22 protein-coding genes are annotated in these 21,806 nt (G+C 69.4%); 7 read left to right on the top strand and 15 right to left on the bottom strand.

The genetic code is table 11. The features are described from left to right. Nucleotides 1-118: 118 nt before the first annotated feature. Genes BLV57_RS26595 through BLV57_RS26570 form a run of 6 tightly spaced genes read right to left on the bottom strand, consistent with a single transcriptional unit; the run spans nt 119 to nt 6,349 of the window. Nucleotides 119-886, bottom strand: coding sequence for an HpcH/HpaI aldolase family protein (locus BLV57_RS26595; RefSeq protein WP_091293114.1), 768 nt, complete (start codon nt 884-886; stop codon nt 119-121). Further along, on the bottom strand, nt 871-1,656 hold the full coding sequence (gene hpaH / locus BLV57_RS26590; RefSeq protein ID WP_091293112.1) for a 2-oxo-hept-4-ene-1,7-dioate hydratase: 786 nt from the start codon (nt 1,654-1,656) through the stop codon (nt 871-873). Before hpaH ends, BLV57_RS26595 begins: the two co-directional genes overlap by 16 nt. Then, entirely contained in the window at nt 1,656-2,732 is a 1,077-nt protein-coding gene (gene hpaD, locus BLV57_RS26585) for a 3,4-dihydroxyphenylacetate 2,3-dioxygenase (protein WP_176968813.1), read from the bottom strand. The genes hpaH and hpaD overlap by 1 nt, the downstream gene beginning before the upstream one ends. A gap of 13 nt (nt 2,733-2,745) precedes the next feature. Then, entirely contained in the window at nt 2,746-4,239 is a 1,494-nt protein-coding gene (gene hpaE / locus BLV57_RS26580) for a 5-carboxymethyl-2-hydroxymuconate semialdehyde dehydrogenase (protein ID WP_091293111.1), read from the bottom strand. Continuing rightward, nucleotides 4,236-4,919 (bottom strand): GntR family transcriptional regulator, encoded by a 684-nt coding sequence (locus tag BLV57_RS26575; protein ID WP_091293109.1) that lies wholly within the window; start codon nt 4,917-4,919, stop codon nt 4,236-4,238. The genes hpaE and BLV57_RS26575 overlap by 4 nt, the downstream gene beginning before the upstream one ends. Then, nucleotides 4,901-6,349 carry a fumarylacetoacetate hydrolase family protein gene (locus BLV57_RS26570; RefSeq protein ID WP_245757524.1) on the bottom strand — a complete coding sequence of 483 codons (1,449 nt, stop codon included), beginning with the start codon at nt 6,347-6,349 and terminating at the stop codon, nt 4,901-4,903. Before BLV57_RS26570 ends, BLV57_RS26575 begins: the two co-directional genes overlap by 19 nt. Nucleotides 6,350-6,488: 139 nt before the next feature. Between BLV57_RS26570 and BLV57_RS26565 the strand changes: the two genes are divergently transcribed. After that, entirely contained in the window at nt 6,489-7,838 is a 1,350-nt protein-coding gene (locus BLV57_RS26565; RefSeq protein ID WP_091293106.1) for an MFS transporter, read from the top strand. Nucleotides 7,839-7,851: 13 nt separating this feature from the next. Here BLV57_RS26565 and BLV57_RS26560 read toward each other — a convergent pair whose 3' ends face one another. The 3 genes from BLV57_RS26560 to BLV57_RS26550 all read right to left on the bottom strand — a co-directional run bounded on the left by BLV57_RS26560 (nt 7,852) and on the right by BLV57_RS26550 (nt 10,437). Beyond that, nucleotides 7,852-9,117 carry an ATP-grasp domain-containing protein gene (locus BLV57_RS26560; RefSeq protein WP_091293104.1) on the bottom strand — a complete coding sequence of 422 codons (1,266 nt, stop codon included), beginning with the start codon at nt 9,115-9,117 and terminating at the stop codon, nt 7,852-7,854. A 13-nt stretch (nt 9,118-9,130) separates the two neighbouring features. Then, nucleotides 9,131-9,613, bottom strand: coding sequence for a hypothetical protein (locus BLV57_RS26555; RefSeq protein WP_091293102.1), 483 nt, complete (start codon nt 9,611-9,613; stop codon nt 9,131-9,133). A 152-nt stretch (nt 9,614-9,765) separates the two neighbouring features. Beyond that, nucleotides 9,766-10,437 carry an IclR family transcriptional regulator gene (locus BLV57_RS26550; protein WP_091293100.1) on the bottom strand — a complete coding sequence of 224 codons (672 nt, stop codon included), beginning with the start codon at nt 10,435-10,437 and terminating at the stop codon, nt 9,766-9,768. A gap of 117 nt (nt 10,438-10,554) precedes the next feature. Between BLV57_RS26550 and BLV57_RS26545 the strand changes: the two genes are divergently transcribed. Next, the gene (locus tag BLV57_RS26545; protein WP_091293098.1) at nt 10,555-11,103 is read left to right on the top strand and encodes a flavin reductase family protein; all 549 of its coding nucleotides are present in this window, start codon (nt 10,555-10,557) and stop codon (nt 11,101-11,103) included. Nucleotides 11,104-11,121: 18 nt separating this feature from the next. After that, nucleotides 11,122-12,582 (top strand): 4-hydroxyphenylacetate 3-monooxygenase, oxygenase component, encoded by a 1,461-nt coding sequence (hpaB, locus tag BLV57_RS26540; RefSeq protein ID WP_091293096.1) that lies wholly within the window; start codon nt 11,122-11,124, stop codon nt 12,580-12,582. 197 nt (nt 12,583-12,779) lie between these two features. Here hpaB and BLV57_RS26535 read toward each other — a convergent pair whose 3' ends face one another. Beyond that, nucleotides 12,780-13,535, bottom strand: coding sequence for a nuclear transport factor 2 family protein (locus BLV57_RS26535; protein WP_091293094.1), 756 nt, complete (start codon nt 13,533-13,535; stop codon nt 12,780-12,782). A gap of 55 nt (nt 13,536-13,590) precedes the next feature. Here BLV57_RS26535 and BLV57_RS26530 point away from each other — a divergent pair, with 55 nt between their 5' ends. Beyond that, a complete protein-coding gene (locus tag BLV57_RS26530; RefSeq protein ID WP_091293092.1) occupies nt 13,591-14,481 on the top strand; it encodes an AraC family transcriptional regulator in 891 nt (296 codons plus the stop codon). Here BLV57_RS26530 and BLV57_RS26525 read toward each other — a convergent pair. Next, on the bottom strand, nt 14,478-14,891 hold the full coding sequence (locus BLV57_RS26525; protein WP_091293091.1) for a hypothetical protein: 414 nt from the start codon (nt 14,889-14,891) through the stop codon (nt 14,478-14,480). The two genes, BLV57_RS26530 and BLV57_RS26525, sit on opposite strands and share 4 nt — an antisense overlap. Before the next feature lie 53 nt (nt 14,892-14,944). On the opposite strand from BLV57_RS26525, the gene BLV57_RS26520 reads away from it, so the two are divergent. Then, complete coding sequence (locus tag BLV57_RS26520; RefSeq protein ID WP_091293090.1) at nt 14,945-15,487, top strand: TetR/AcrR family transcriptional regulator; 543 nt, start codon at nt 14,945-14,947, stop codon at nt 15,485-15,487. Here the strand turns inward: BLV57_RS26520 and BLV57_RS26515 are convergent. Together BLV57_RS26515 and BLV57_RS26510 are read right to left on the bottom strand one after the other, a co-directional pair. Then, entirely contained in the window at nt 15,479-16,948 is a 1,470-nt protein-coding gene (locus tag BLV57_RS26515) for a sensor histidine kinase (protein ID WP_091293089.1), read from the bottom strand. The two genes, BLV57_RS26520 and BLV57_RS26515, sit on opposite strands and share 9 nt — an antisense overlap. Continuing rightward, the gene (locus BLV57_RS26510; RefSeq protein ID WP_091293087.1) at nt 16,941-17,615 is read right to left on the bottom strand and encodes a response regulator transcription factor; all 675 of its coding nucleotides are present in this window, start codon (nt 17,613-17,615) and stop codon (nt 16,941-16,943) included. Before BLV57_RS26510 ends, BLV57_RS26515 begins: the two co-directional genes overlap by 8 nt. A 93-nt stretch (nt 17,616-17,708) precedes the next feature. Here BLV57_RS26510 and BLV57_RS26505 point away from each other — a divergent pair, with 93 nt between their 5' ends. Both BLV57_RS26505 and BLV57_RS26500 read left to right on the top strand, forming a co-directional pair. Beyond that, the gene (locus tag BLV57_RS26505) at nt 17,709-18,446 is read left to right on the top strand and encodes an ABC transporter ATP-binding protein (RefSeq protein ID WP_091293084.1); all 738 of its coding nucleotides are present in this window, start codon (nt 17,709-17,711) and stop codon (nt 18,444-18,446) included. After that, nucleotides 18,446-20,902: an ABC transporter permease gene (locus BLV57_RS26500; RefSeq protein ID WP_091293286.1), complete on the top strand. Its 2,457-nt coding sequence runs from the start codon at nt 18,446-18,448 to the stop codon at nt 20,900-20,902. The genes BLV57_RS26505 and BLV57_RS26500 overlap by 1 nt, the downstream gene beginning before the upstream one ends. Before the next feature lie 69 nt (nt 20,903-20,971). Here the strand turns inward: BLV57_RS26500 and BLV57_RS26495 are convergent, their stop codons facing one another. Continuing rightward, entirely contained in the window at nt 20,972-21,481 is a 510-nt protein-coding gene (locus tag BLV57_RS26495) for a P-loop nucleotide/nucleoside kinase family protein (RefSeq protein ID WP_218134883.1), read from the bottom strand. Beyond that, entirely contained in the window at nt 21,478-21,792 is a 315-nt protein-coding gene (locus tag BLV57_RS26490; RefSeq protein WP_091293283.1) for an MmcQ/YjbR family DNA-binding protein, read from the bottom strand. Before BLV57_RS26490 ends, BLV57_RS26495 begins: the two co-directional genes overlap by 4 nt. Nucleotides 21,793-21,806: the final 14 nt, after the last annotated feature.

Genomic DNA, 21,806 nt, shown 5'->3' with positions numbered 1-21,806 from the left:
GAAACCCGAGTTTGGGCCAGTAGATGGCCAAAACTCGGGTTTCGCGTGCTCACGCGTCGCTTGACAACGCAAGCCAAGCCTTAACTGCCCAGCATTGGGTTAGAACCGGCCGCGGCACTCACGAGAGGTAGTGGTCGGCGAGGGCTTCGGAGCCTCGGGCGAGGAGGGCGACGTCGGCGCCGACCAGGACGAAGGTCGCGCCAGCGTCCAGGTACAGCCGCGCCTGCGCGGGGTCGAAAGCGTTGACACCCACGGGTTTCCCGGCGGCCAAGACCGCCTTGAACGTGCGCAGGACCGCGGCCGTCACGTCCGGGTGGGTCTGCTGACCGAGCAAGCCCATCGACGCCGCCAGGTCGGACGGGCCGACGAAGACGCCGTCGACCCCGTCCACCGCCGCGATCGAGGCCGCCGCTTCGACGCCCGCGACCGACTCGATCTGCACGAACAGCGACACGAGCTCGTTGGCGCGCGCCAGATAACCGTCGACCCGGTTCCACCGCGCGGCGCGTGCCAAAGCACTGCCCACGCCGCGAATACCGTCCGGCGGGTACCGCACCGAGCGGACCGCCGCCGTGGCCTGGTCGGCCGAATCGACCATGGGTACCAACAGGTTTTGCGCGCCGGCGTCCAGGAGCTGCTTCAGGATGACGCTGTCGTCGGACGGCGCCCTGACCATCGGTGTCACCGGATATCCCGAGACCGCCTGCAGCAAGGAGACCACCGACTCGAGGCCGATCGGGGAATGCTCGCCGTCGATCAGCAGCCAGTCCAGCCCCGCGCCCGCGCAGATCTCCGCGACCAGCGGGCTGCCGGACGAGACCCACATCCCGACGAGCGCCCGCGAGGACGCGGCCAGATCGTCGCGGAAAGTCAGACGAAGCGGCATGTGATCGCTCCCAGGTCGCGGTAGTCGGCGTGCACGGTGTCGCCAGGGTGCACCCACATCGGCCGGGTGAACGAGCCGGCGAGCACGATTTCGCCCGCCGCGAGGCCATCGCCGTGCTGGGCGAGCTTGTTCGCCAGCCAGGCGACGCCGGTCGCCGGGTGGTTCAGCACGGCCGCGGCGACGCCGGTCTCCTCGATCGTCTCGTTGCGGTACAGCAGCGCGGACACCCAGCGCAGGTCGACGGCGTCGACCGCGATCGGGGTGCCGCCGTGAACCATGCCGCCCATGGCCGCGTTGTCGCTGACGGTGTCCACAATGGTCCGACCGGCCAGCTCGATGCGCGAAGACAGGATCTCCAGCGCGGGCACCACGTATTCGGTCGCGCGGAGCACGTCGAAGACCGTGACGTCCGGCCCCTTCAACGGGGACCGCAGCACAAAGGCCAGCTCGACTTCGACGCGGACGTTCGAGAAGCGCGAATGCTCGATGACCGCGCCGTTCTCGAAGACCATGTCGGCGAAGATCGCGCCGTAGTCGGGCTCGGTGATGCCGGTGGCGGCCTGCATGACCTTCGAGGTGAGGCCGATCTTGCGGCCGACCGGCCGCCGTCCCGCCTCGATGCCGCGCCGCCGCCACTCGTTCTGGACCGCGTACGAGTCCTCGATGGTCATCTCCGGATAACGTCCGGTCAGCAGCGGGACGACGGAACGGGCCTGCTCGGCCGCGGCGAGTTCGTCGGCGATCGCGGTGATCGTGGTCGCGGGGAGCATCAGAGCTGGTTTCCCAGCTTGTATTCCGGCATGGCCTCGCCTTTGCGGGTGTAGGAGAAGCCGTCGGCGCCGATGGTGACTTCCATTTCGCTGGAGTCGGTGCGGGCGACGACCGGCTTGGGCTTGCCGTCGAGGTCGAGCACGAGCGAAGCCTCGGTGTACCAGGACGGCACGACCGGGGTGCCCCACCAGTCGCGGCGCTGGTTGTCGTGGACGTCCCAGGTCACCACCGGGTTGTCGGGGTCGCCGGTGTAGTAGTCCTGCGTGTAGATCTCCACGCGGTGCCCGTCGGGATCGCGCAGATAGAGGTAGAACGCGTTCGAGACGCCATGGCGGCCGGGGCCGCGCTCGATCCGGTCGGACAGCCGCAGCGCGCCGAGTTTGTCGCAAATGGACAAGATGTTGTGCTTCTCGTGGGTGGCGAACGCGACGTGGTGCATGCGCGGGCCGTCGCCGCCGGTCATCGCGGTGTCGTGCACGGTCGGCTTGCGGCGCATCCACGCCGCGTACGTGGTGCCGTGCTCGTCCTGGATGTCTTCGGTGACACGGAAAGCGAGGTCTTCCATGTGCTTGACCGCGCGTGGCACGTCCGGGGTGACCTGGTTGAAGTGGTCGAGCCGGACCAGCGCGCCGGGCACGTGCAGGTCATAGCGCCAGCCGAGCCGTTCGACGTGCTCGACGTCGTGGAAGAACTCCTGCGGGAAGCCCAGCGGGTCCTCGACGCGCACAGAATCGCCGATGCCTTTGTTAAAGCCTTCAGGCCGACGCTCGATGCGGCAGCCCAGTTCCGTGTAGAACGCGACGGCCTTGTCAAGGTCTTCAGGCGAGCGCACGCGGTATGCGAACGCGGCCACCGCCGCGACAGGTCCTTGGCGCAGCACGAGATTGTGGTGGATGAATTCGTCCATGCTGCGCAGATACACGGCCTGGTCATCTTCTTCGGTCACCGCGAGCCCGAGCACGTCGGCGTAGAACGCCCGCGAGCGCGCCAGATCGGTCACCACGAGTTCCATGTACGCGCAGCGCAGGATGTCCGGCGGCGGGCACGAAGGAGTCGGGATCGGGTCAAGACTCATGACAGACGTCCTCTCAGCGCGCGCCGAAGATGGGGTTGTGGGCCTCGCCCAGATTGATGTGCACCGCCTGCTGGTCGGTGTAGAAGTCGATCGAGCGGTAGCCGCCCTCATGCCCGAGACCGGACGCCTTGACTCCGCCGAACGGGGTGCGCAGGTCGCGGACGTTGTTGGAGTTGAGCCACACCATGCCCGCCTCGACCGACTGCGCGAACGTGTGCGCCCGCTTCAGGTCGTTGGTCCAGACATAGGCGGCGAGCCCGTACTTGGTGTTGTTCGCGAGCGCGAGCGCCTCCTGCTCGCTGTCGAACGGGGTGATCGCGACGACCGGCCCGAAGATCTCCTCCTGGAAGATCCTGGCGTCCGGTTTGACGTCGGCGAACACGGTCGGCGCGACGTAGTTGCCGGTCGGGAAGCCTTCCGGGCGGCCGCCGCCCGCGACGAGCCTGCCCTCGGTCTTGCCGACCTCGATGTAGCTCATCACCTTCGCGTGGTGCTCGGGGTGCACGAGCGCGCCGACCTCGGTCTTCGGGTCGCGCGGGTCGCCGACGACCACGCGTCCGGCCTGCGCGGCGTAGCGTTCGACGAACTCGTCGTAGACCGCGCGCTCGACCAGGATGCGGCTGCCGGCGGTGCAGCGCTCACCGTTGAGCGAAAAGACGCCGAAGATCGTCGCGTTGATCGCGGCTTCGAGGTCGGCGTCGGCGAAGACGATGGCGGGCGACTTGCCGCCCAGCTCCATCGACAGTCCTTTGAGGAACGGCGCGGCGTTGGCGAAGATCAGGCTGCCGGTGGCGCTCTCGCCGGTGAACGAGATCAGCGGGACGTCCGGGTGCTTGACCAGCGCGTCGCCCGCGTCCTCGCCGAATCCGTTGACCAGGTTGAAAACCCCTTGCGGCAGACCGGCTTCCTCGAAGATCCCGGCCCACAGCGACGCCGAGAGCGGCGTGAACTCGGCGGGCTTGAGCACCACGGTGTTGCCGGTCGCGAGCGCGGGCGCGAGCTTCCACGACTCCAGCATGAACGGCGTGTTCCACGGCGTGATCAGGCCCGCGACGCCGATCGGCTTGCGGTTGACGTAGTTGACCTGGCGGCCGGGCACCTTGTAGACGTCATCGGCCTGCGCGACGATCAGGTCGGCGAAGAAGCGGAAGTTCTCGGCGGCGCGGCGGGCCTGGCCGAGTGCCTGTGAGATCGGCAGGCCCGAGTCGAAACTCTCCAGTTCGGCCAGGCGGGCGTCGCGCGACTCGACGAGGTCGGCGACGCGGTGCAGCACGCGGGAACGCTCACGCGGCAGCAGCTTCGGCCAGGGTCCCTCGGTGAACGCGCGCCGCGCGGCGGTGACGGCGCGGTCGATGTCGGCCTTCTTTCCCGCCGCCGCCAGCAGGTAGTCCTCGTTGGTGACCGGGTCGAGCACGCCGAACGTGGCGCCGTCGGCCGAGTCGGTGAACTCGCCGTCGATGTAGTGCCGGATCCGGTCCGGCAGGCCGTCGGGGACGTTCGTGCTCAAGGTTTCTCCTCGGTTCGTTCCAGGAAGGCCCGCATGGTGGCCCAGCGGTGATTCCGCGCGGCGAGTTCGATCTCCAGCGGATCGGCCTTCGCCTCGATCAAGCTCAGGATGTGCTCGTGCTCTTCGACCGACTGCCGGGCCCGGCCGGGGATGAAGGTGAACGTCGAGTCGCGCAGCCCGGACAGCCGGGTCCAGCCCTGCCGCACGAGTTCCAGGATCTGCGGATTGGGGCAGCACTCGAACAGCTCCGAGTGGAACTGCTGGTTCAGCATGGTGAAGGTGTGCGCGTCGAAGCTGTCGAGCAGCGCGACCATCCGGTCGTTGATCACGCGGGCCCTGCCGAGGTTCGCCGCGGTCAGCGCGGGCGCCGAGAGCGCGGTCGCGATGCCCTCGGTGACGCCCAGCGTCTGCATCGCGTGCAGGTACTCGTTCTCGTCGACCATCGCGACGCGCGCGCCGACGTTGCGCTCGAAGGTCACCAGCCGCTCGGCTTCGAGCCTGCGGATCGCCTCGCGCACCGGGACCACGCTCATGCCGAGCTCCGCGGCGATCTCGGCGAGCACGAGCCGGTAGCCGGGGCCGTACTCGTGCCGCGCGATCTTGCGCCGGAGCCAGTCGTAGGCCAGCTCGGACTTGCTGACCCGGTCGCCGACGATGCTGTTCACTGCTTCTTCCGCCATGCCGTATACCTTTCACGCCACGCCGCGTCCGGTGGGAAGAGGCCCTCGATCGGCTGACCTTGCGCGACCTGCTCGGCGATCCAGGCGTCCTCTTCCTCCTGGGCGAACGCGGCCTCGGCGACTTCGCGGGCCAGGTGCGGCGGGATCACGATCACCCCGTCGGAGTCGCCGACGATGATGTCGCCGGGCAGCACGGCCGCGCCACCGCAGGCGATGGCGACGTCGGTGTCCCACGGCACGTGCTTGCGCCCGAGCACCGCCGGATGCGGCCCGGCCGAGAACACGGGCAGCCCGGTTTCGGCGACCGTGTCGAAGTCGCGCACCCCGCCGTCGGTGACCACCCCGGCCACTCCCCTGGCCCGCGCCCGCAGCGCCAGGATGTCGCCGAGCGTGCCCGCGTCGCGCTCGCCACGCGCCTCGATGACGATCACCTCGCCGTTCCCGGCGGCGTCGAACAGCCGCTTTTGGGCGTTGAAGCCACCGCCGTGCGACTTGAAGAGGTCTTCGCGGTTGGGCAGGTAGCGCAGCGTCCGCGCGGGGCCGACGATCTTGGCGCCGGGCTGGTTGGGACGCACCCCGTCGATGATCACGTTGTTCAGCCCGCGCTTGCGCAGCTGCGCGGACAGGCCCGCGACCGGCGTGCGGCGCAGCAGTTCGCGCAGTTCGTCGGTGAACGGGTTTTCCTTGTCCGGCAGCCCGGCGGCTTCGCGCGATCCCCAGGCTTCGGCGCGCTGGACGTCGTCGACCGCGGGTTTGGCGCCGACGTCCGAGAACGGGATTTCGCCTTGGGTGACCGTGGTGACCAGGCGTCCGGTGCTCGGCCCGCCGGGGATGTCGACCTCGACCTCGACGACGTCACCCGGCACGACCACGGTCGATCCGGCGGGCGTGCCGGTGAGGATGACGTCACCGGGTTCGAGCGTGAAGTGCTGGGAGAGGTCGGAAACGAGCTGGGCCAGCGGGAAGATCAGCCCGGCGGTGGTGTCGTCCTGCCGCAGGTCGCCGTTGACCCAGGTGCGGACCCGCAGCCCGGCCGGGTCGGCTTCTTTGGCGTCGATCAGCTGCGGGCCGAGCGGGGTGAACCCGTCGCCGCCCTTCGCGCGGACGTTGGACCCCTTGTCGGCGCCGCGCAGGTCGTAGAGGCCGAAGTCGTTGGCCGCGGTGACGGCGGCGACGTGATCCCAGGCCCGTTCCACCGGGACCCAGCGCGCCGGAGTGCCGATGACCAGCGCGATCTCGCCCTCGAACGCCAGCAGTTCGGTGCCCGCGGGCCGTTCGACCGAGCCGCCGGTCGGCGCGATCGAGCTGGACGGCTTGAAGAAGTACGACGGCGCCTGGGGGCGGCGCCCGCGCTGCTCCGCGCGCGAGGCGTAGCTGAGGTGGACGGCGATGATCTTGCCCGGCCGGTCCAGTGCTTCGAAGGTCTCCATCGCTCCCGGTTCCGCTCGCTGCGACCCTTGCATCGTATTTCATAACGTATATGATTCTGCGGCACAGTGGCAAGTAGGCACTCGCCGCTCCTGGGGGATCGATCCGTGCGGCCGCTCGGCCGGAGACGAAGGAGTCCACATGTCGAATCCAGTGCAGGCCACGCCGGTCGCGGCTCCCCCGGACCGGCGCCGGGTGGCGTTCGCGACCGTCGTCGGCACCACCGTCGAGTGGTACGACTTCTTCGTCTACGCGTCGGCGGCCGGCCTCGTCTTCACCAAGCTGTTCTTCGCCGGTCTCGGCGCGAACAGCACGCTCATCGCGTTCGCGACGGTCGGTGTGAGTTTCCTGTTCCGGCCGCTCGGCGCGTTCCTGGCCGGGCATTTCGGCGACAGGTACGGCAGGCGCGGCGTGCTGGTGTGCACGCTGGTACTGATGGGCGCGGCGACCGCGCTCATCGGCGTGCTGCCGACGTTCGCGCAGATCGGCGTCGCGGCGCCGATCCTGTTGGTACTGCTCAGGATTCTGCAGGGCATCTCGGCGGGCGGCGAGTGGGGCGGCGCGGTGCTCATGGCCGTCGAGCACGCGCCGGAGCACCGCCGGGGCCTGTTCGGCGCCTCGCCGCAGATCGGTGTCCCGCTGGGCCTGCTGCTCGCTTCGGGCGTGCTGGCGCTGGTGAATCTGCTCGCGCCAGGGCAGGCGTTCCTGGACTGGGGCTGGCGAATCCCGTTCCTGCTCAGCGTCGGCTTGATCCTCATTGGACACTGGGTCCGCCGTCGCGTCGAGGAAAGCCCGGTGTTCAAGGAGATCGCCGAGCGCCGCGAGCGGACGAAGACGCCGATCCTGCGGCTGTTCCGCAAGCACACCCCGCTCGTCCTGGTCGCGGCGCTCGTGTTCGCGGGCAACAGCGCGGTGGGCTACATGACGACCGGCGGCTACATCCAGAACTACGCGACCAAACCCGGCGGCCTCGCGCTCGACCGCGGCCCGGTGCTGTGGGCGGTGACGGCTTCCGCGGCCACCTGGCTGCTTTCGACGTGGGCCGCGGGCGCGGTGTCGGACCGGATCGGGCGCCGCAACACTTACCTGATCGGCTGGGTCGCGCAGCTCGCGGGCGTGCTCGCGTTGTTCCCGCTCGTCGACACCGGCAGCGTCGGGCTGCTCGCACTCGCCCTGATCATCCTCAGCGCGGGGACCGGGTTCACGTATGGGCCGCAGGCGGCGTTCTACACCGAGCTTTTCCCCGCCTCGATCCGGTTTTCCGGGGTGTCGATCTCGTACGCGCTGGGCGCGATCATCGGCGGCGCGTTCGCGCCCACGATCGCGACCGCGCTGGTCAACGCGACGGGCACGTCCACCTCGGTGGCGATCTACCTGGCGGGCATGACGATCGTCGGGCTGATCGCGACGCTGCTGCTGCGGGACCGCTCGGGCATTCCGCTCGGGCCGGACAGCGAAGCCGAGCAGGCCATCAGCCCGCTGCGGTTTTAGGGACTCGTGAGGGTTACGGCGCCGGGTAGTCCCGCATGAACGGATCGAGAATTTCGCCGACCTCATCCAGCCGTTCGGCCAAGGTCAACTCGACCGCGGCACTGTCGGACACGGTTTGGATTTCAATGGACTCCGCGGCTCGCTGGGCGATCCGTCTCGCCTCGTGTGCGCTCTTTCCATGGGCGACCACATGCCCACAACGATCCTCGGACCACTGGAGCGGCCGAACGAGGTCGCCCGGCCTGACCTTGAGCCGAGCGTCGAGGACGCCATCCATGCCGCGAACCGCATCAAGGCCCGAGATCGAAACGACCCGGCCTGGCCTGGCGTGAACGAACCACGTCGCGGCAGCGCCAGACGGGGGGTCGAGGCCCACAAGGGCGGACGGCTGGCTGAAGTAGAGAGATTCCATATCGACACCGCGAACAACACTGACAAGGTCGTTGATGCGACCTCCACCGCGACGGTTGTGCGCCTCCACGATCCGAGGCCCCCCGCTGGTAAGGATGATCTCCGTGTGGGTCAACCCGTCCCGCAACCCGACTGCCGCCAGTACTTCTGCTACGAATTCAGCGACGGTCGCTTCGACATCCGTACCCAAGGCGGCCGGAAACACATGGCCGATTTCAATCGCCTCCGCCGTCAAATGCTTCTCGGTGATCCCGAGGACGGTATGCTCACCGTCGCGACTGTAGGTTTCCACGCTGTACTCAGGCCCGACGAGCAGTTCTTCCATCATGAAATGCTTCATCCCGACTTCGGCCATCCACTCCCACGTGGCCGCCAATTCGTCTGGCGACAGAATCCGACGGAAGCCAAGGCTGCCCGAACCCATCGCAGGTTTTACCACCGAAGGGCCATGCCGCCGGACGAATTCAGCCAGTTCCGGCAGCGATCCGCCGCAGGAGAAGCCGACCGGTCCCAGGTTGGCGTCGTTCAGAAGCTTCCGCAGCTTCCGCTTGTCATGCAGGGTCCGCGCGACGTTCAAGTCGCCACTGGTCAGATTCAAATGATCGCTGATGTGCGCGGAAATGAGGAGTGCCGACTCGGTTTGCGTCAGGACCCGCACGAATGGCTCGACTGAATGCAGAGATTTCGCGAGAGCCGCGGCCAATTGCACTCTCTGAAAGTCTATTAGATGCACCTGGTCGCAGAACCTGAGCGACCTGGGATCGAAATGACCAGGCTTCTGAAAGTAGGTGATCGAGAGCCCGCTCCGGGCAGCCTTGCGGAGCAGGTCAGGACTGCCGCCAATAATGAGCACACGCTCCTTGGTCATGCGAGACCCTCCGTCAGCTCTTCGATGGATCCGGCCACCCAGGCCGCCATATTGTCTCGCTCACGGGAATCTCACCCACCTCTTGCCAAGGCACCTGGACGATTTCCCTGACTTTGGGATTTTGGATCAAGGTAGGACACTCGATCGTCGTCCAGGTATTGATCGACCGCTGTTCGTCGCCGATGACGATATACGCCGTTCCGGACGCCTCTTGAGAGAAGACTTTGGACGCTATCCACCACCATCGGTTCGACGCGTCGCTCCAGTCATCAGGATCCGGCGTCACCAAGGGATGCCCATCGAAGACACTCCACACCATGATCATCAGCGTGACACCGCGAGCAGCGGCGGCCTTCCGGTGCGCTACCTCCTCGATGGACGCTCCGCCCACGGTGCCGCTGTAGAACCAGAAGTCGCTACCGCTCAGGGACCTGGCCGCAGCCCTCACCAGGTTGGGCCTCGCCCAACACGAGACGTCACGGACAGCGCTCGTCACTGCGTCATACCTCCTCCTCGGCGCGGCAGGGGCGAACAGCGCGCATGCGCGTGACCGGAGTCAGGTTATGCGAGATCGCTCCGAACGACGTGGCTTGCGAAAAACGGTGCGACGGCACGAATCGCCGTTGCATTGTTCGGTGTCACCACACGTCAGGTCGCCAACCCCAGCACCTCACGGACGGCGTTGGCCGCTCGCGTCAGCCGTGCCGCGATCTCCGACGGCGCGTGCGGGCTCGACAGGTAGACGGCGGCGAGCGCGGCGGGACCGTTGCCGCGCAAGGGAAGCGGCACCGCGACCGCGCTCAGGTTCTCGATCACCTCGCCGTGGCTGTCCGCGTAGCCGCGAGCGACCACCTCCGCCACGGCGGCGGGCCGCTCCTCCGGCGGCAGCTGCGCGAGGATCGCCCGGCCCGGCGCACCCGCGGTGATCGGATGCCGCGACCCCGGACGCTGCGCGACCGACGCGAGTGCGTGCCGGGGCTCGACGCTGACCAGGGTCACGCACTCGTCGTGGTCGAGCACGGCGACGAAACACGTCATGCCGAGCTCGTTCGCGGCCGCCGTCAGCTCGGGGAGCGCGGCCGCCTGCAGATCATGCGCGACGCCCGCCGCGAGCGCGGCCAGGCGCGCGCCGAGTTCGAACTTTCCCGCCGCGTCACGGACGAGCAGGCCGTGGTCCTCCAGCGTGCGGATGAGCCGGTAGGCGATCGAGCGATGCACGGCCAGCCGTTCGGCTATCTGGTCGACGGTGAGTGATTCCTGGGCGTCCGCAAGCACTTCGAGCACGCGGATGCCGCGGCTGAGCGTCTGGGATGCGGTCATCAGGCGACTCCTCGTGGTTGCGCGGGCACGAAACCATCGTATACGATCTGATTCGATAGTTGAACTCAGTGTTCTATTATAGAAATTCACCCCTCCCCCAGCGAGGAGGAATCACCGATGATCGCCCGTGAACCCGGCTTTTCCCCGGGCTCCAAGCTGTACCGGCCCGCCGCGCAGTTCTTCCGCGGCAGCCTCGGCCGGTTCGCCACCGGCGTCGCGGTCGTGACGTTCGACGCGACCACCGAAAACGGGTCGGTGAAACGCCACGGGCTCACGGTGAACTCGTTCACCGCCGTGTCCATGGACCCGCCGCTGGTGCTGGTTTCCATCCAGCGCACCGTGAAAAGCCACGATTTCCTTCAGGACTGCGCCTTTTCGGTGAACATCCTCGGCGCGGAACAGCAGGCGCTGGCCATGAACTTCGCGGGCCAGCCGACGCCGGAAGGCGCGCCGGTCTGGCAGGAAGGCGAGCACGCGCCCCGGCTCGCCGGCGTGCTGAGCTGGTTCGAATGCACGCCGTGGGCCGCGTACGACGGCGGCGACCACACGCTGTTCGTCGGCCGCGTCGCCGCCTACGACTACCGCACCGGTGACGCGCTCGGCTTCGTCAACGGGCAGTTCACCACCATCCACGAATCCGCACAGGGCCACGAGTCCCTGTTCTGACCACGAGGAGTCCCCACCATGGGAGCACGCACCGGACAGCAGTACCTCGACAAGCTCAACGCGATGACACCCGAGCTGTACGTCAACGGCGACAAGGTGACGGCGAAGGTCGCCGAGCACCCTGCCTTCCGCAACAACGCGCTGACCTACGCGAAGCTGTTCGACCTCCAGCACGATCCGGCGTACCGCGACGTCCTCACCTACCCCTCGCCCACCACGGGCGACCGCGTCGGCACCTCGTTCCTGGTGCCGCGCAGCGAGGACGACCTCAAACGCCGCCGCGCCGCGTTCTCCGTGTGGGCCCAGGAATCGAACGGTTTCCTCGGCCGCTCCGGTGACTACATGAACTCCTCGCTCACCGCGCTGGCGACCGCGAAGACCTTCTTCGCCAAGGCCGACCCCGTCTTCGGCGAGCGCATCGAGGCCTACTACGAACTCGCCCGCGAGAACGACTGGCTCGCCACGCACACCCTGATCCCGCCGCAGGTCAACCGCGCGGTCTCGGGCAGCCAGCAGGGCGGCGGCAACCTCGCCGCGAAGGTCGTCGAAGAGCGCCCCGACGGCATCGTCGTCCGCGGTGCCCGCATGCTCGCCACCCTCGCCCCGATCGCGGACGAGCTGCTCGTGTTCCCCTCGACGGTCCTGCGCGGCACCCCCGAGGACACGCCGTATTCGTACGCCTTCGCGGTCCCGAACGACGCGCCCGGCCTCAAGTATTACTGCCGCTCGCGCCTGGACCACGGTGGTTCCCACTTCGACGAGCCACTCGCGTCCCGCTACGAGGAGATGGACGCGGTCGTCGTGTTCGACGACGTCTTCATCCCCAACGACCGCGTGTTCCTGCTCGGCCACCCCGAACTCTGCAACGCCTGGTACGCCGAGACCGGCGCGGGCGCGCTCATGACCCACCAGGTGGTCACCCGCACGCTGGCCAAGACCGAGTTCTACCTCGGCCTCGCGAGCGAGATCGCCGCGGCCATCGGCATCGGCGGCTTCCAGCACATCCAGCAGGACCTCGCCGAGCTGATTTCCTATGTGGAGCTGGAAAAAGCGGTCCTGCGCGCGGCCGAGGCCGACGGCTCACCGAGCCCGGACGGCGTCTTCCTGCCCAAGTGGGACGTCCTCAACGCGGCCCGGAACTGGTACCCCACCAAAGTTTCCCAGCGCCTGCCGGAGATCATCCGCAAGTTCTCGGCCTCGGGCCTGATGGCGTTGCCGAGCGAGGCGGACTTCGACACCGACGGCCGCGCGGACCTCGACACCTACCTGCAGTCGGCGACGCTGCCCGCCCGCGACCGGGCGCGGCTGTTCAAGCTGGCGCTCGACGCCTCGGTCTCGAGCTTCGCGGGGCGGGAGGCCTTGTACGAGTACTTCTTCTTCGGCGACCCCGTCCGCATGGCCGGTGCGCAAGTCAACTCCTACGACCGCGAACCCCTCCAAGCCCGCGTCCGCGACCTCCTCACCCGCGAAGCCCACTAAAAGAGTCGTGAGTGCTGCGGCCGGTTAGAACCGGCCATACCACTCACGACCGCCGCGCCCGTCAGGCGTGCGCGGGCGGGATAAAGCCCGCTTTATCCCGCCCAGTGCAAGGGGGTCGTGAGTGTTTTGGCCGGTTAGAACCGGCCGGAACACTCACGACCCATCGGCCCGGCGGGAGTTCGCGGCCGCAAGCTGTGTCAGAACAGTCCGTTGTCGTGCGGCAGTGTGGCGGGGATCGGCGCGATCACGTCCCAGTGTTCGACGATCTTGCCGTCGTCGACCCGGAACAGGTCCCAATAGGCGACCGGCTCGCCGAATTCGCCTTCGGACTGGAGCAGTACGAGATCGCCTTCCGCGACGACGCGGTGCACGGTCTTGTAGACCAGGTGCTTGCCGTGCGCCGCCCACTTTCCGGCAGCCGCGCCGAATCCGTCCAGTCCGTCGGCGGCTTCGGGATTGTGCTGCAGGTAGGTCTCGGTCGAAATGTAATCCGTGAGCACCGAGTAGTCAGCGTCTTTGAGGATTCGCTCGGCGAATTCCGTGACCACCTTCCGGCTCTGCTCGGTCAGCCCGGCCGCGCCAGGCTCGGCGGCGCCGTCGGTCTGGGAACGGCCGCTCGCGGTCTTGGTCACGACCGGGGTCAGCGCGTCCCAGTGCTCGGCCAGCTTGCCGTTCTCGACACGGAAGAGATCGAAGGCGACCAGCGGCTCCGGGCCGAAACCGTGGTAGGTGCCGTGCAGCGCGACGAGGTCGCCGTCGGCGATGACCCTGGCGAGCTCGTAGCGGAAGCCGTCGGGCAGGTTCGCGACGAGACCGCGCAACGCCTCGGGGCCGTCGCCTGCCAGCGAGCTGTGCTGGCGGTAGTTCGCGGCGACCCAGCGGTCGACCGCCGACGGGTCCTTGTCGCCGAAGAGTTCGCCCGCCGCCTTGAGTACCAATTCCTTGTTGTCCATGCCGATCAATCTGCTCCCGCGCGCTCGGATAAACGAGGTAAGATCAGGAACTGTCATGGTCAAAAGTGGACACACCTCGGTCCTGCGGCTCGGGTTCGCCAACCCCGAGCGGCCCCGGCTCGGCATCGAGGTGCTCGACTACGCCACGCTGCGAAGCCGTCTGTCAGCGGAATTGCGCAACGCTGTGCATCGCACGGACTTCCACCAGCTGGTCCTGTTCACCGGCGGCGCGGGCAAGACCATGGTCGATTTCGTCGACCATCCCTGCACGGCGAACACGCTGCTGTACGTCAGCCCCGGCCGGGTGCTGCGCCTGCCGAGGGCCGCCACGCCTCGCGGCAAGGTCAACGCGGTCATGGTCCTGTTCACCGCCGCGTTCCCGCCGCCGCTCGACCGGTTCGCGCCACTGCCCGACCCGTTCGGGCCGGTCGTGTGGACCGTCCCCGCCGAGGAGGACAGCAGACTCCGCCAGGCCGTACTGGAGCTGAAGGCCGAGTACGAGCGCGCCGCGGAGGATCCGGAAACCCAAGCGGTCACGGTGGAACTGCTCCGCCAGCTGCTGGGCGTGCTGCTGTTGCGCGTCAGGCGCCTGCCGATCACCGACCGGGAAGCGCGCCCGGCCGGTTCGCACGACGAGACGTTCGAGCGCTTCCGGCGCGAGCTGGAGCGGTCGTTCCCCACGACAAGGCAGGCCGCCGATTACGCCGCCCGTGTCGGCTATTCGGCTCGCAGCCTCAACCGGCTGTGCCTGGCGGCGACCGGGCAGACCGCGAAGGCGTTGATCGACGCGCGTGTCGCGCTGGAGGCCAAGCGCCTGCTCGTGCACACCGCGCTGCCGGTCGCCACGGTCGGGCACCGGCTCGGGTTCACCGAGCCGACCAACTTCGGCAAGTTCTTCGCCCGCGAAGTGGGGATGTCACCCGGCGCGTTCCGCGAGCGCGGCTAACCGACCCCCAGCGCGGCGAGCAGGACCGAGAAGTACACCACCGGCGCGAGTATCGCGTGGATCATCGGGGCGGGCCGCTTGCCGGACAGCACCTCGCGGGCGGCACGCGCGTACTGCCGGATCAGCGTGCCGGGCGGCGCGGAGTGGCGGGCGCGCCAGCCTCGGACCAGGAGCGTGTCGCCCAGCGCGTTGGCGAGCGTGAGCAGTGCGAACACCGCCCACGCCAGCAAAGCCGGGCGCCCGCCGACCAAATACGCGACCCACAGGGCCAGCGAAACCAGCGCCGTGACGATGTGGACGTACACGAGCGGAGGCAGACCGCCGGCGGCGCGGGCGCGCCAGCGCACGAACAGGAAGACGCCCACGAGGCCGTTGAGGATCAGCGTGATGAGCGCGAGTGCTGCGGTCATCAGCGCACGGTACTACGTTCGTAGTGTCGTGTCACTACGTTTATAGTGACGGGGTGATCTCGAAGAGGGAACGCGCGCTCGGCGCGGCGGTCGACCTGCTCGGCACGGAAGGCCTGCGCGCGCTCACGCATGTGCGGGTCGACGAGCGGGCGGAACTGCCCAGGGGGTCGACCTCCAACTACTTCCGCACGCGGGCGGCGCTGCTGGACGGGGTGGTCGACTGGATGGTGCGCCAGGAGACGCCCTCGGTCGGCGCCGCGCTCGACGTCGCGACGCCGGACGAGCTGGTCGAAGCGGTGGCCCGGCTGTTCGAGTTCATGCTGGGTCCCAACCGGGTCGTCACCACCGCCCGGATGGTGCTACGGCTGGAGGCAAGCCACGATCCCGCGCTGCGCCAGGCGCTCGCCCGCGGCGGCGCCGCGATGACCGACCTCGTCGTGCCGGTGCTGACCCGGCTCGGCGCCTCGGACCCGCAGGTCGCCGCCGCCGCGCTCGGGGCGTGTGGCCAGGGGTTCTTCGTGCAGGCCATCGCCGGGGGCACCACGCCGGACCCGCGGCCGGTGCTCGAGGTGATCGTGCGCGGCGCCCTAGCTTGACCGGGGCAGCCGCGCCACCAGGCGCGCGCCCCTGGGGCTGTCCTCCACGCGCAACGATCCGCCGTGCCGGACCGCGATGTCGCGGGCGAGCGTCAGGCCGAGACCGGAACCACCCGCGTCGCGGGCGCGGGCGTCGTCGAGGCGGGCGAAGCGGTCGAAGACACGCTCGCGGTCGGCCACGGCGATGCCCGGGCCGTCGTCGAGCACTTCGAGCACGACTTCGCCGCCCGAAGCGCCCACGGACACGGTGATCGAGGACTCCGCGTGCCGGGCCGCGTTGTCGAGCAGGTTGCGCAGCAAGCGTTCCAGCTGCACGGGCTCGCCGGGCACCACGGCCGGTCCGTCCACATAGGACCTGAAGACCGGGCCGGGCTGGAGCGCGCGCTCGGCGATCTGCTCGGCCACCACGTCGGCCAGGTCGACGTGGCCGGTGGGCGCCGGGACCTCGGCCGTCAGTTGCAGCAGGTCCGCCGTGATGCGTTGCAGGCGCTGAACGTCGAGCAGCGACCGCTGGGCGACCTCGGGCCAGTCCGCGCGATCCGGATGGGCGAGCGCGACCTCCAACCCGGCACGCAGGCTCGCGAGCGGGCTGCGCAACTCGTGGCTCGCGTCCGCGACGAAACGTTCTTGCTGGTCATGGGCGTGTTCGAGCCGGTCGAGGGTCGTGTTGGTCGTCTCGGCCAGCTTGGCGATCTCGTCGCGGGACCGCGGCACCGGCACCCGTCTGCCGAGCTGGCTGCCGCTGACTTCGGCCAGCTCGCGGCGGATGGCCTCGACCGGGCGGAGTGCGCGGCCCGCCGTGAACCAGGCGACCAAGCCGGTCAGCAGCACCGCGAGGGGCGCGAAGAACGTCAGCGTGTCGTCGAGCGTGCTGACGATGCGGAGGGTGTCCCACGGTATGACGAACAGGTACAGCGTGAGCCGCTGCGGTTTCGCGTCTCCCGCGCCGGTCAGGCCGGTGTGCAGGTCGGTGGCCTCACGGCCGAGCGGTTCGATCAGGTCGGCGCTGACGTCGTCGACGACGCGCCCCAGCACGGTGTACGTGCGGTACTCGCGCCAGTCGGGATGCTTGCCGGGGCGCAGGGTGGCGGTCGTGGAGATCTTCCAGTCGGACGGCGCGGACGCGGGCGCGGGCGGCAAGGGTGTCCACTGTGGATCCCACTGGCGCAGTTCCTTGCTGGCGACCACTGGCCGCCCCGAGTCGCTGATCACCTCGAACAGCGCACTGCCCGACGAGACCGCCGAAGTCAGCGCGGTGGGGCCGGCGCCGAGTGAGGCGACCCGGTAGGCGTCTGCCATGCGGTCCAGCTGCTGCTGGGTGCTGGCGATGGCGCTGTGGCTCAGCTGCAACCGCACGAACTCCCGCATGCCGAACCAGCCCAGCGCGAACACGGACGCCGACAGCAGCACGGCCGCGAGCGCGGTGCCGCGGCGCACCGACACCGGCCACCACTTACTCATCGGCCACCAGCCGGTAGCCGACGCCGCGCACGGTCGTGATCGTGTGCCGCCCGAACGGCGCGTCGAGCTTGCGCCGCAACGCGCTCACGTAGACCTCGACGATGTTCGGGTCGCCCTGGAACGCCATGTCCCAGACCTGCTCGAGGATCTCGTTCTTCGCCGCGACCTGACCGTCGTGGCGCAGCAGGCATTCCAGCACCGCGAACTCCTTCGTGGTCAGCGTGACCGGGCGCCCGGCGCGCTGGCACGTCCGCTTCGCCGGGTCGAGCACCAGATCGCCGAACGCGAGCGTCGCGGACGACCCGGCCCCGCCGCGCCGGGTGAGCGCGCGCAGGCGGGCGCCGAGCACGACGTAGGAGAACGGCTTGCTCAGGAAGTCGTCGGCGCCGGTGTCGAGCGCCTCAGCCTCGTCGTACTCGCCGTTCTTGGCGGTGAGCATCAGGATCGGCGTGCTGATCCCGAGTTCCCGCAGCGCCGCGCAGACGCGGTAGCCGTTGAGCTTCGGCAGCATGATGTCCAGCACGATCACCTGATACGGGTACAGCCGCGCCAGTTCGAGCCCTTCCTCGCCGTCATGGGCGAGGTCGACGGCGTATCCGTCGGCCTCGAGTCCCCATTGGAGCGTCTCGGCCAGCCGCATCTCGTCCTCCACCACCAGCACCCGCATGAGAGCGATCTTCGCAGACGCGCGCCCGGCATCCTGAAACGTTCTTCAGGATCGTTCAGGAACCATTCAGACGTGTTTCGCCATGCTCCTGTCATGCATGGAAACACAAGCGCGGCGGCGGGCGTGACGAACGTCGTGAAGACCTACGGCAGGGGTGACGCCGCGGTGCGCGCGCTCGACCACGTGACGCTCGACTTCGCCGCCCGCCGCTTCACCGCGATCATGGGCCCGTCCGGGTCAGGGAAATCGACACTGATGCACTGCCTCGCCGGACTGGACACTGTGGACGCCGGGACCGTCCGAATCGGACCGACCACGCTCACCGGGCTGTCCGACGCCGCGCTGACCAGGCTGCGGCAGGAGCGGGTCGGGTTCGTCTTCCAGTCGTTCAACCTGCTGCCGACCATGTCCGCCGAGGACAACATCCTGCTCGGCCTGCGGCTCGCGGGCCGCAAGGCCGACCCGGCGTGGTTCGGCACGGTCGTCGACGCGCTCGGCCTGCGGCAGCGGCTGTGCCACAAGCCCGGTGAGCTCTCGGGCGGCCAGCAGCAGCGGGTCGCGTGCGCCCGCGCGCTGATGGGCAAACCGGACGTCGTCTTCGCCGACGAGCCGACCGGCAGCCTCGATTCGCGCTCCGGCGCCGAGGTGCTCGGCTTCCTGCGCAGCTCGGTCACCGATCTCGGCCAGACGGTGGTGATGGTGACCCACGACCCGGTCGCCGCCTCGTATGCCGACCACGGCGTCCTGCTGGCCGACGGACGCGTCGCCACCCACCTCGCCTCCCCCACCGCGGACGCCGTCCTGTCGGCGCTCACCGGCCTGGGGGCGTGATGCTGCGCACCGTCCTCGCCGGGGTGAAGGCCCGGCCGCTGCGGCTGCTGCTCTCGGCGGTCGCCATCGCGCTCGGCGTGGCGTTCGTGGCCGGGTCGTTCGTGCTCTCCGACGCGGTCGGCGCCGGGCTGCGCGCGGCCGTCGCCACCGACACGCGCGGGGTGGACGTCTCGATCAGCAGCACCAAGCAGCCGCTCGACGACAGGCTGCTGGACAAGGTCCGCCAGGTGCCCGGTGTCGCGGCGGCGGATGGCCGCATGACGGTCAGCGCGCCGATCCGCGACACGGCGGGCCACCCGAAGGATTCGGCGGCCACCGCGCTGACCTCGGACGAGCGACTGCGCCCTTATGACCTCGCTGACGGCCGTTTTCCTTCCAGCGCAAGCGAAATCGCGATGGCCGAGGACTCCGTCGACCGCCCGCTCGGCCAGCCGGTCACCGTCTTCGACGCCAACGGCGGGTCGCACGTCTTCACGCTTGTCGGCACATTCCGCCGCCCGACGGACGCGGGCATCGGCGCCTCCCCGATGCTCCTCCAGCCCGAAGCGCTCCAGCAGCTGGCCCCTGGCAAGGAATACGGCCGGATCGTCGTCCGCGCGCAGCCCGGCGTCGGTGTGGAAGGGCTCATCACCGATCTCGAGCGCGCGATCGGCGGACGGGGCGTCGAGGTGGTCACCGGGCACGCGGCGGCCAGGCTGCTGCTCGCCCAGGCCGCGCCGGACTCGGCGATGCTGGCCAAGTTCTTCACGATGTTCGCGGTGCTCGCGATGGTCGTGGCCGCGATGGTGATCACCAACTCGTTCACCATCCTGGTCACCCAGCGCGCCCGCGAGTCGGCACTGCTCCGCTGTGTCGGCGCGGCGAAACGGCAGGTGTTCACCGGCGTGCTCGCCGAGGCCGCGGTGGTCGGCGCGGTCGCGTCGGCCGTCGGTCTGGCCGGCGGCTTCGGCGTGGCCGCCGCGCTGCAGTCGATCGCCGCGCCCGAGTCGCCCGTCTACCTCCCGGTGACGGCGCGGACGGTCGTCGCGGCCTTGTCGCTCGGCGTGCTGGTGACGGTGCTCGCTGCGGCGATCCCGGCGTGGTCTGCCACCCGGGTGCCGCCGATCGAGGCACTGCGGACCCCGGTGGAAGGCAAGACCGGCCGCACCAGCAGGGCCAGGGTGGTGCTCGCGGCCGCGCTGCTGGCCGGCGCCGTCTCCGCGGTCGCGCTCTCGTTCGGCACCGAGGCGGAGGCGGGCATCGCGCTCTCGATCACGGCCATGGTCACGCTGCTCGGCGCGACGCTGGCGATCGGTCCCCTGCTCGTCGGCCCGGTGATGCGCGCGCTGGGCGCGGCGTTCGCCCCGGTGCTCGGCCAGCCCGCGAAACTGGCCGCGCTCAACGCCGACCGCAACCCGAAGCGCACCGCGGCCAGCGCCGCGGCGCTCACCATCGGGCTCGCCGTCGTCTCGCTGACGACCACGGTGATGGCGGGTGTCGAGGCGGGCCAGAACCGCGGCCTCGACGAGCAGCTCAACGCCGGTTTCGTCGTCTCGTCGGTGTCGACGCAGCCGCTCCCGCCAACGCTCGCGGACACGCTCGCCGCGGTCCCCGGGGTCAAGGCCGCCGCACCCCGGACCACGTTCTCCAGCGAACTGGGCCGGTACGGCCCCTGGCAGCTGGCCGCGGTGCGCGGCGACGCCGTGGGCGCCATCCTGCGGCCACACGTCGTCGCGGGCACCCTCGACCGGCTCGGTCCCGGTGAGCTGGCGGTGAGCAGTCACCTCGCCAAGTACACGGGCTTGGGCGTCGGCTCGACCATCCAGGCGGGCCCGGTCCCGTTGCGCGTCGTCGCCGTCTACGACGCGGTCAGCGCGCCCGGCATCGACCTCGGCCTGGGCCTGGTCGACCTGGCCCAGATGCCCGCGATCGCCTACACCGCCCAGACCCACGACGACAGCATCCTGGTGAAGGCCCCGCCGAGCGCCAGGTCCGCGTTGGAGAAGGCACTCGAGGCCGCACCGCTCGCCAAGCTGACCAGCGTCGGCGAACTCAAGGCCCAGGCGTCGGAGAGGACACGCAGCACGCTGAACCTGATGTGGGCGTTGACCGCGCTGGCCGTGCTGATCGCGTTCGCCGGTATCGCGAACACGCTCTCGCTGTCCGTGCTGGAACGCACGCGCGAGTCGGCGCTGCTGCGCGCGCTCGGGCTGACCAGGGGCGGACTGGGCGCCACGCTCGCCACGGAGTCGGTGTTCATCGCGATGCTCGGCGCGTCGTGCGGGCTGCTGCTCGGCATCGGCTCGGCCTGGCTGATCACCGAGGTGGCGAAGTCCGCGGGCGAACCGATGCTGTTCACGCTGCCGTGGGGCAGGCTCGGCGTGCTGCTCGGCGCCGCGGTGCTGGCGGCGCCGCTCGCCGCGCTGCTCCCGGCACGGCGTGCCGCACGAGGCTCGCTCACCGCCGGGATGGCCTAGTCGTGAGTGTTCCGGCCGGTTAGAACCGGCCGGAACACTCACGACCCCCGGCCACCCACGGCAGGGTGTTCACCGAGCCCGCGCGAACGCCGCGATCACGTCCAGCCCCGGTACGTACCCATCGGTCGTATCGACCTCGAGCCACGGCGCGTCCACCGACACGCGCTGAAAAGCGTCAGGGCTCACCGCGGGACCGCCGTGCGCCGGGCGTTCGCCGCGATGAAGCCGCCGCGCCAGCGCGACCTCCGCGCCGACGACGCAGTGCACGATGCGAAGGTGCGCGAGCCGTCGCAGCGGTTCCAAGCGGGGCCGCCACACATGGTCTTGAAAAGCCGCCTCGGCCACGGTCGTCACCCCGGCGGCCAGCAGCTGCTGCAGCACGCCGAAGAAGACCGGCAGCGTGCGGACGCTCAGCTCGTCGCCGGGCCCCGCCACGAAACCGGGCGTCGCGTGCGCCATGCCTTCCTTGATCTCGTCGCGGCAGATGGCCGGGCAGCCGATGGTGCGGGCGAGCGCGTGGGCGAGTGTCGTCTTGCCCGCTCCGGGCGGGCCGCTCACGACGATGAGGGAGGCGGTCACCAGGGCAGCGGCACCTCGGCGACCAGCTCTTCCGGCGCCGACAACCGCCACGCCTCGTAGACCAGCTCGAACAGCTCGTCCGCCTCGATGCCGTCCAGCTGGACGACCACCCAGCCGAACCCGCCTGCCGTGAACTGCTCCTCGAACACGTCCGGCCGCTCGGCGATCAGGGCCAGCTGCTCGGAGATCGTCTGCTTCAGCCCGACCGTCTGAGTGCGCGGCCAGTAGTACCCGAAGCGCTTGCCGCGCACGCTGAACGACGTCCACTCGCTGGCTTCACTGCGCTGGACGTCGGCGAGCGCGTCGATCATCCGCTGGAACTCTT

The sequence above is a fragment of the Amycolatopsis xylanica genome (assembly GCF_900107045.1).
Classification (GTDB): Bacteria; Actinomycetota; Actinomycetes; order Mycobacteriales; family Pseudonocardiaceae; genus Amycolatopsis; species Amycolatopsis xylanica.
The sequence above is the reverse complement of the archived record's forward strand: the minus strand, read 5'-3'. Positions and strand labels throughout refer to the sequence as shown.

Coding starts and splice junctions, on each gene's coding strand:
- BLV57_RS26565 (WP_091293106.1), top strand. CDS start 6,489: ATGTCGAATCCAGTGCAGGCCACGCCGGTCGCGGCTCCCCCGGACCGG.
- BLV57_RS26505 (WP_091293084.1), top strand. CDS start 17,709: ATGCATGGAAACACAAGCGCGGCGGCGGGCGTGACGAACGTCGTGAAG.
- hpaB (WP_091293096.1), top strand. CDS start 11,122: ATGGGAGCACGCACCGGACAGCAGTACCTCGACAAGCTCAACGCGATG.
- BLV57_RS26515 (WP_091293089.1), bottom strand. CDS start 16,948: ATGAGTAAGTGGTGGCCGGTGTCGGTGCGCCGCGGCACCGCGCTCGCG.
- BLV57_RS26595 (WP_091293114.1), bottom strand. CDS start 886: ATGCCGCTTCGTCTGACTTTCCGCGACGATCTGGCCGCGTCCTCGCGG.
- BLV57_RS26530 (WP_091293092.1), top strand. CDS start 13,591: ATGGTCAAAAGTGGACACACCTCGGTCCTGCGGCTCGGGTTCGCCAAC.
- BLV57_RS26560 (WP_091293104.1), bottom strand. CDS start 9,117: ATGACCAAGGAGCGTGTGCTCATTATTGGCGGCAGTCCTGACCTGCTC.
- BLV57_RS26575 (WP_091293109.1), bottom strand. CDS start 4,919: ATGGCGGAAGAAGCAGTGAACAGCATCGTCGGCGACCGGGTCAGCAAG.
- BLV57_RS26510 (WP_091293087.1), bottom strand. CDS start 17,615: ATGCGGGTGCTGGTGGTGGAGGACGAGATGCGGCTGGCCGAGACGCTC.
- BLV57_RS26525 (WP_091293091.1), bottom strand. CDS start 14,891: ATGACCGCAGCACTCGCGCTCATCACGCTGATCCTCAACGGCCTCGTG.
- BLV57_RS26490 (WP_091293283.1), bottom strand. CDS start 21,792: ATGATCGACGCGCTCGCCGACGTCCAGCGCAGTGAAGCCAGCGAGTGG.
- BLV57_RS26535 (WP_091293094.1), bottom strand. CDS start 13,535: ATGGACAACAAGGAATTGGTACTCAAGGCGGCGGGCGAACTCTTCGGC.
- BLV57_RS26545 (WP_091293098.1), top strand. CDS start 10,555: ATGATCGCCCGTGAACCCGGCTTTTCCCCGGGCTCCAAGCTGTACCGG.
- BLV57_RS26550 (WP_091293100.1), bottom strand. CDS start 10,437: ATGACCGCATCCCAGACGCTCAGCCGCGGCATCCGCGTGCTCGAAGTG.
- BLV57_RS26500 (WP_091293286.1), top strand. CDS start 18,446: ATGCTGCGCACCGTCCTCGCCGGGGTGAAGGCCCGGCCGCTGCGGCTG.
- BLV57_RS26570 (WP_245757524.1), bottom strand. CDS start 6,349: ATGGAGACCTTCGAAGCACTGGACCGGCCGGGCAAGATCATCGCCGTC.
- hpaD (WP_176968813.1), bottom strand. CDS start 2,732: ATGAGTCTTGACCCGATCCCGACTCCTTCGTGCCCGCCGCCGGACATC.
- hpaH (WP_091293112.1), bottom strand. CDS start 1,656: ATGCTCCCCGCGACCACGATCACCGCGATCGCCGACGAACTCGCCGCG.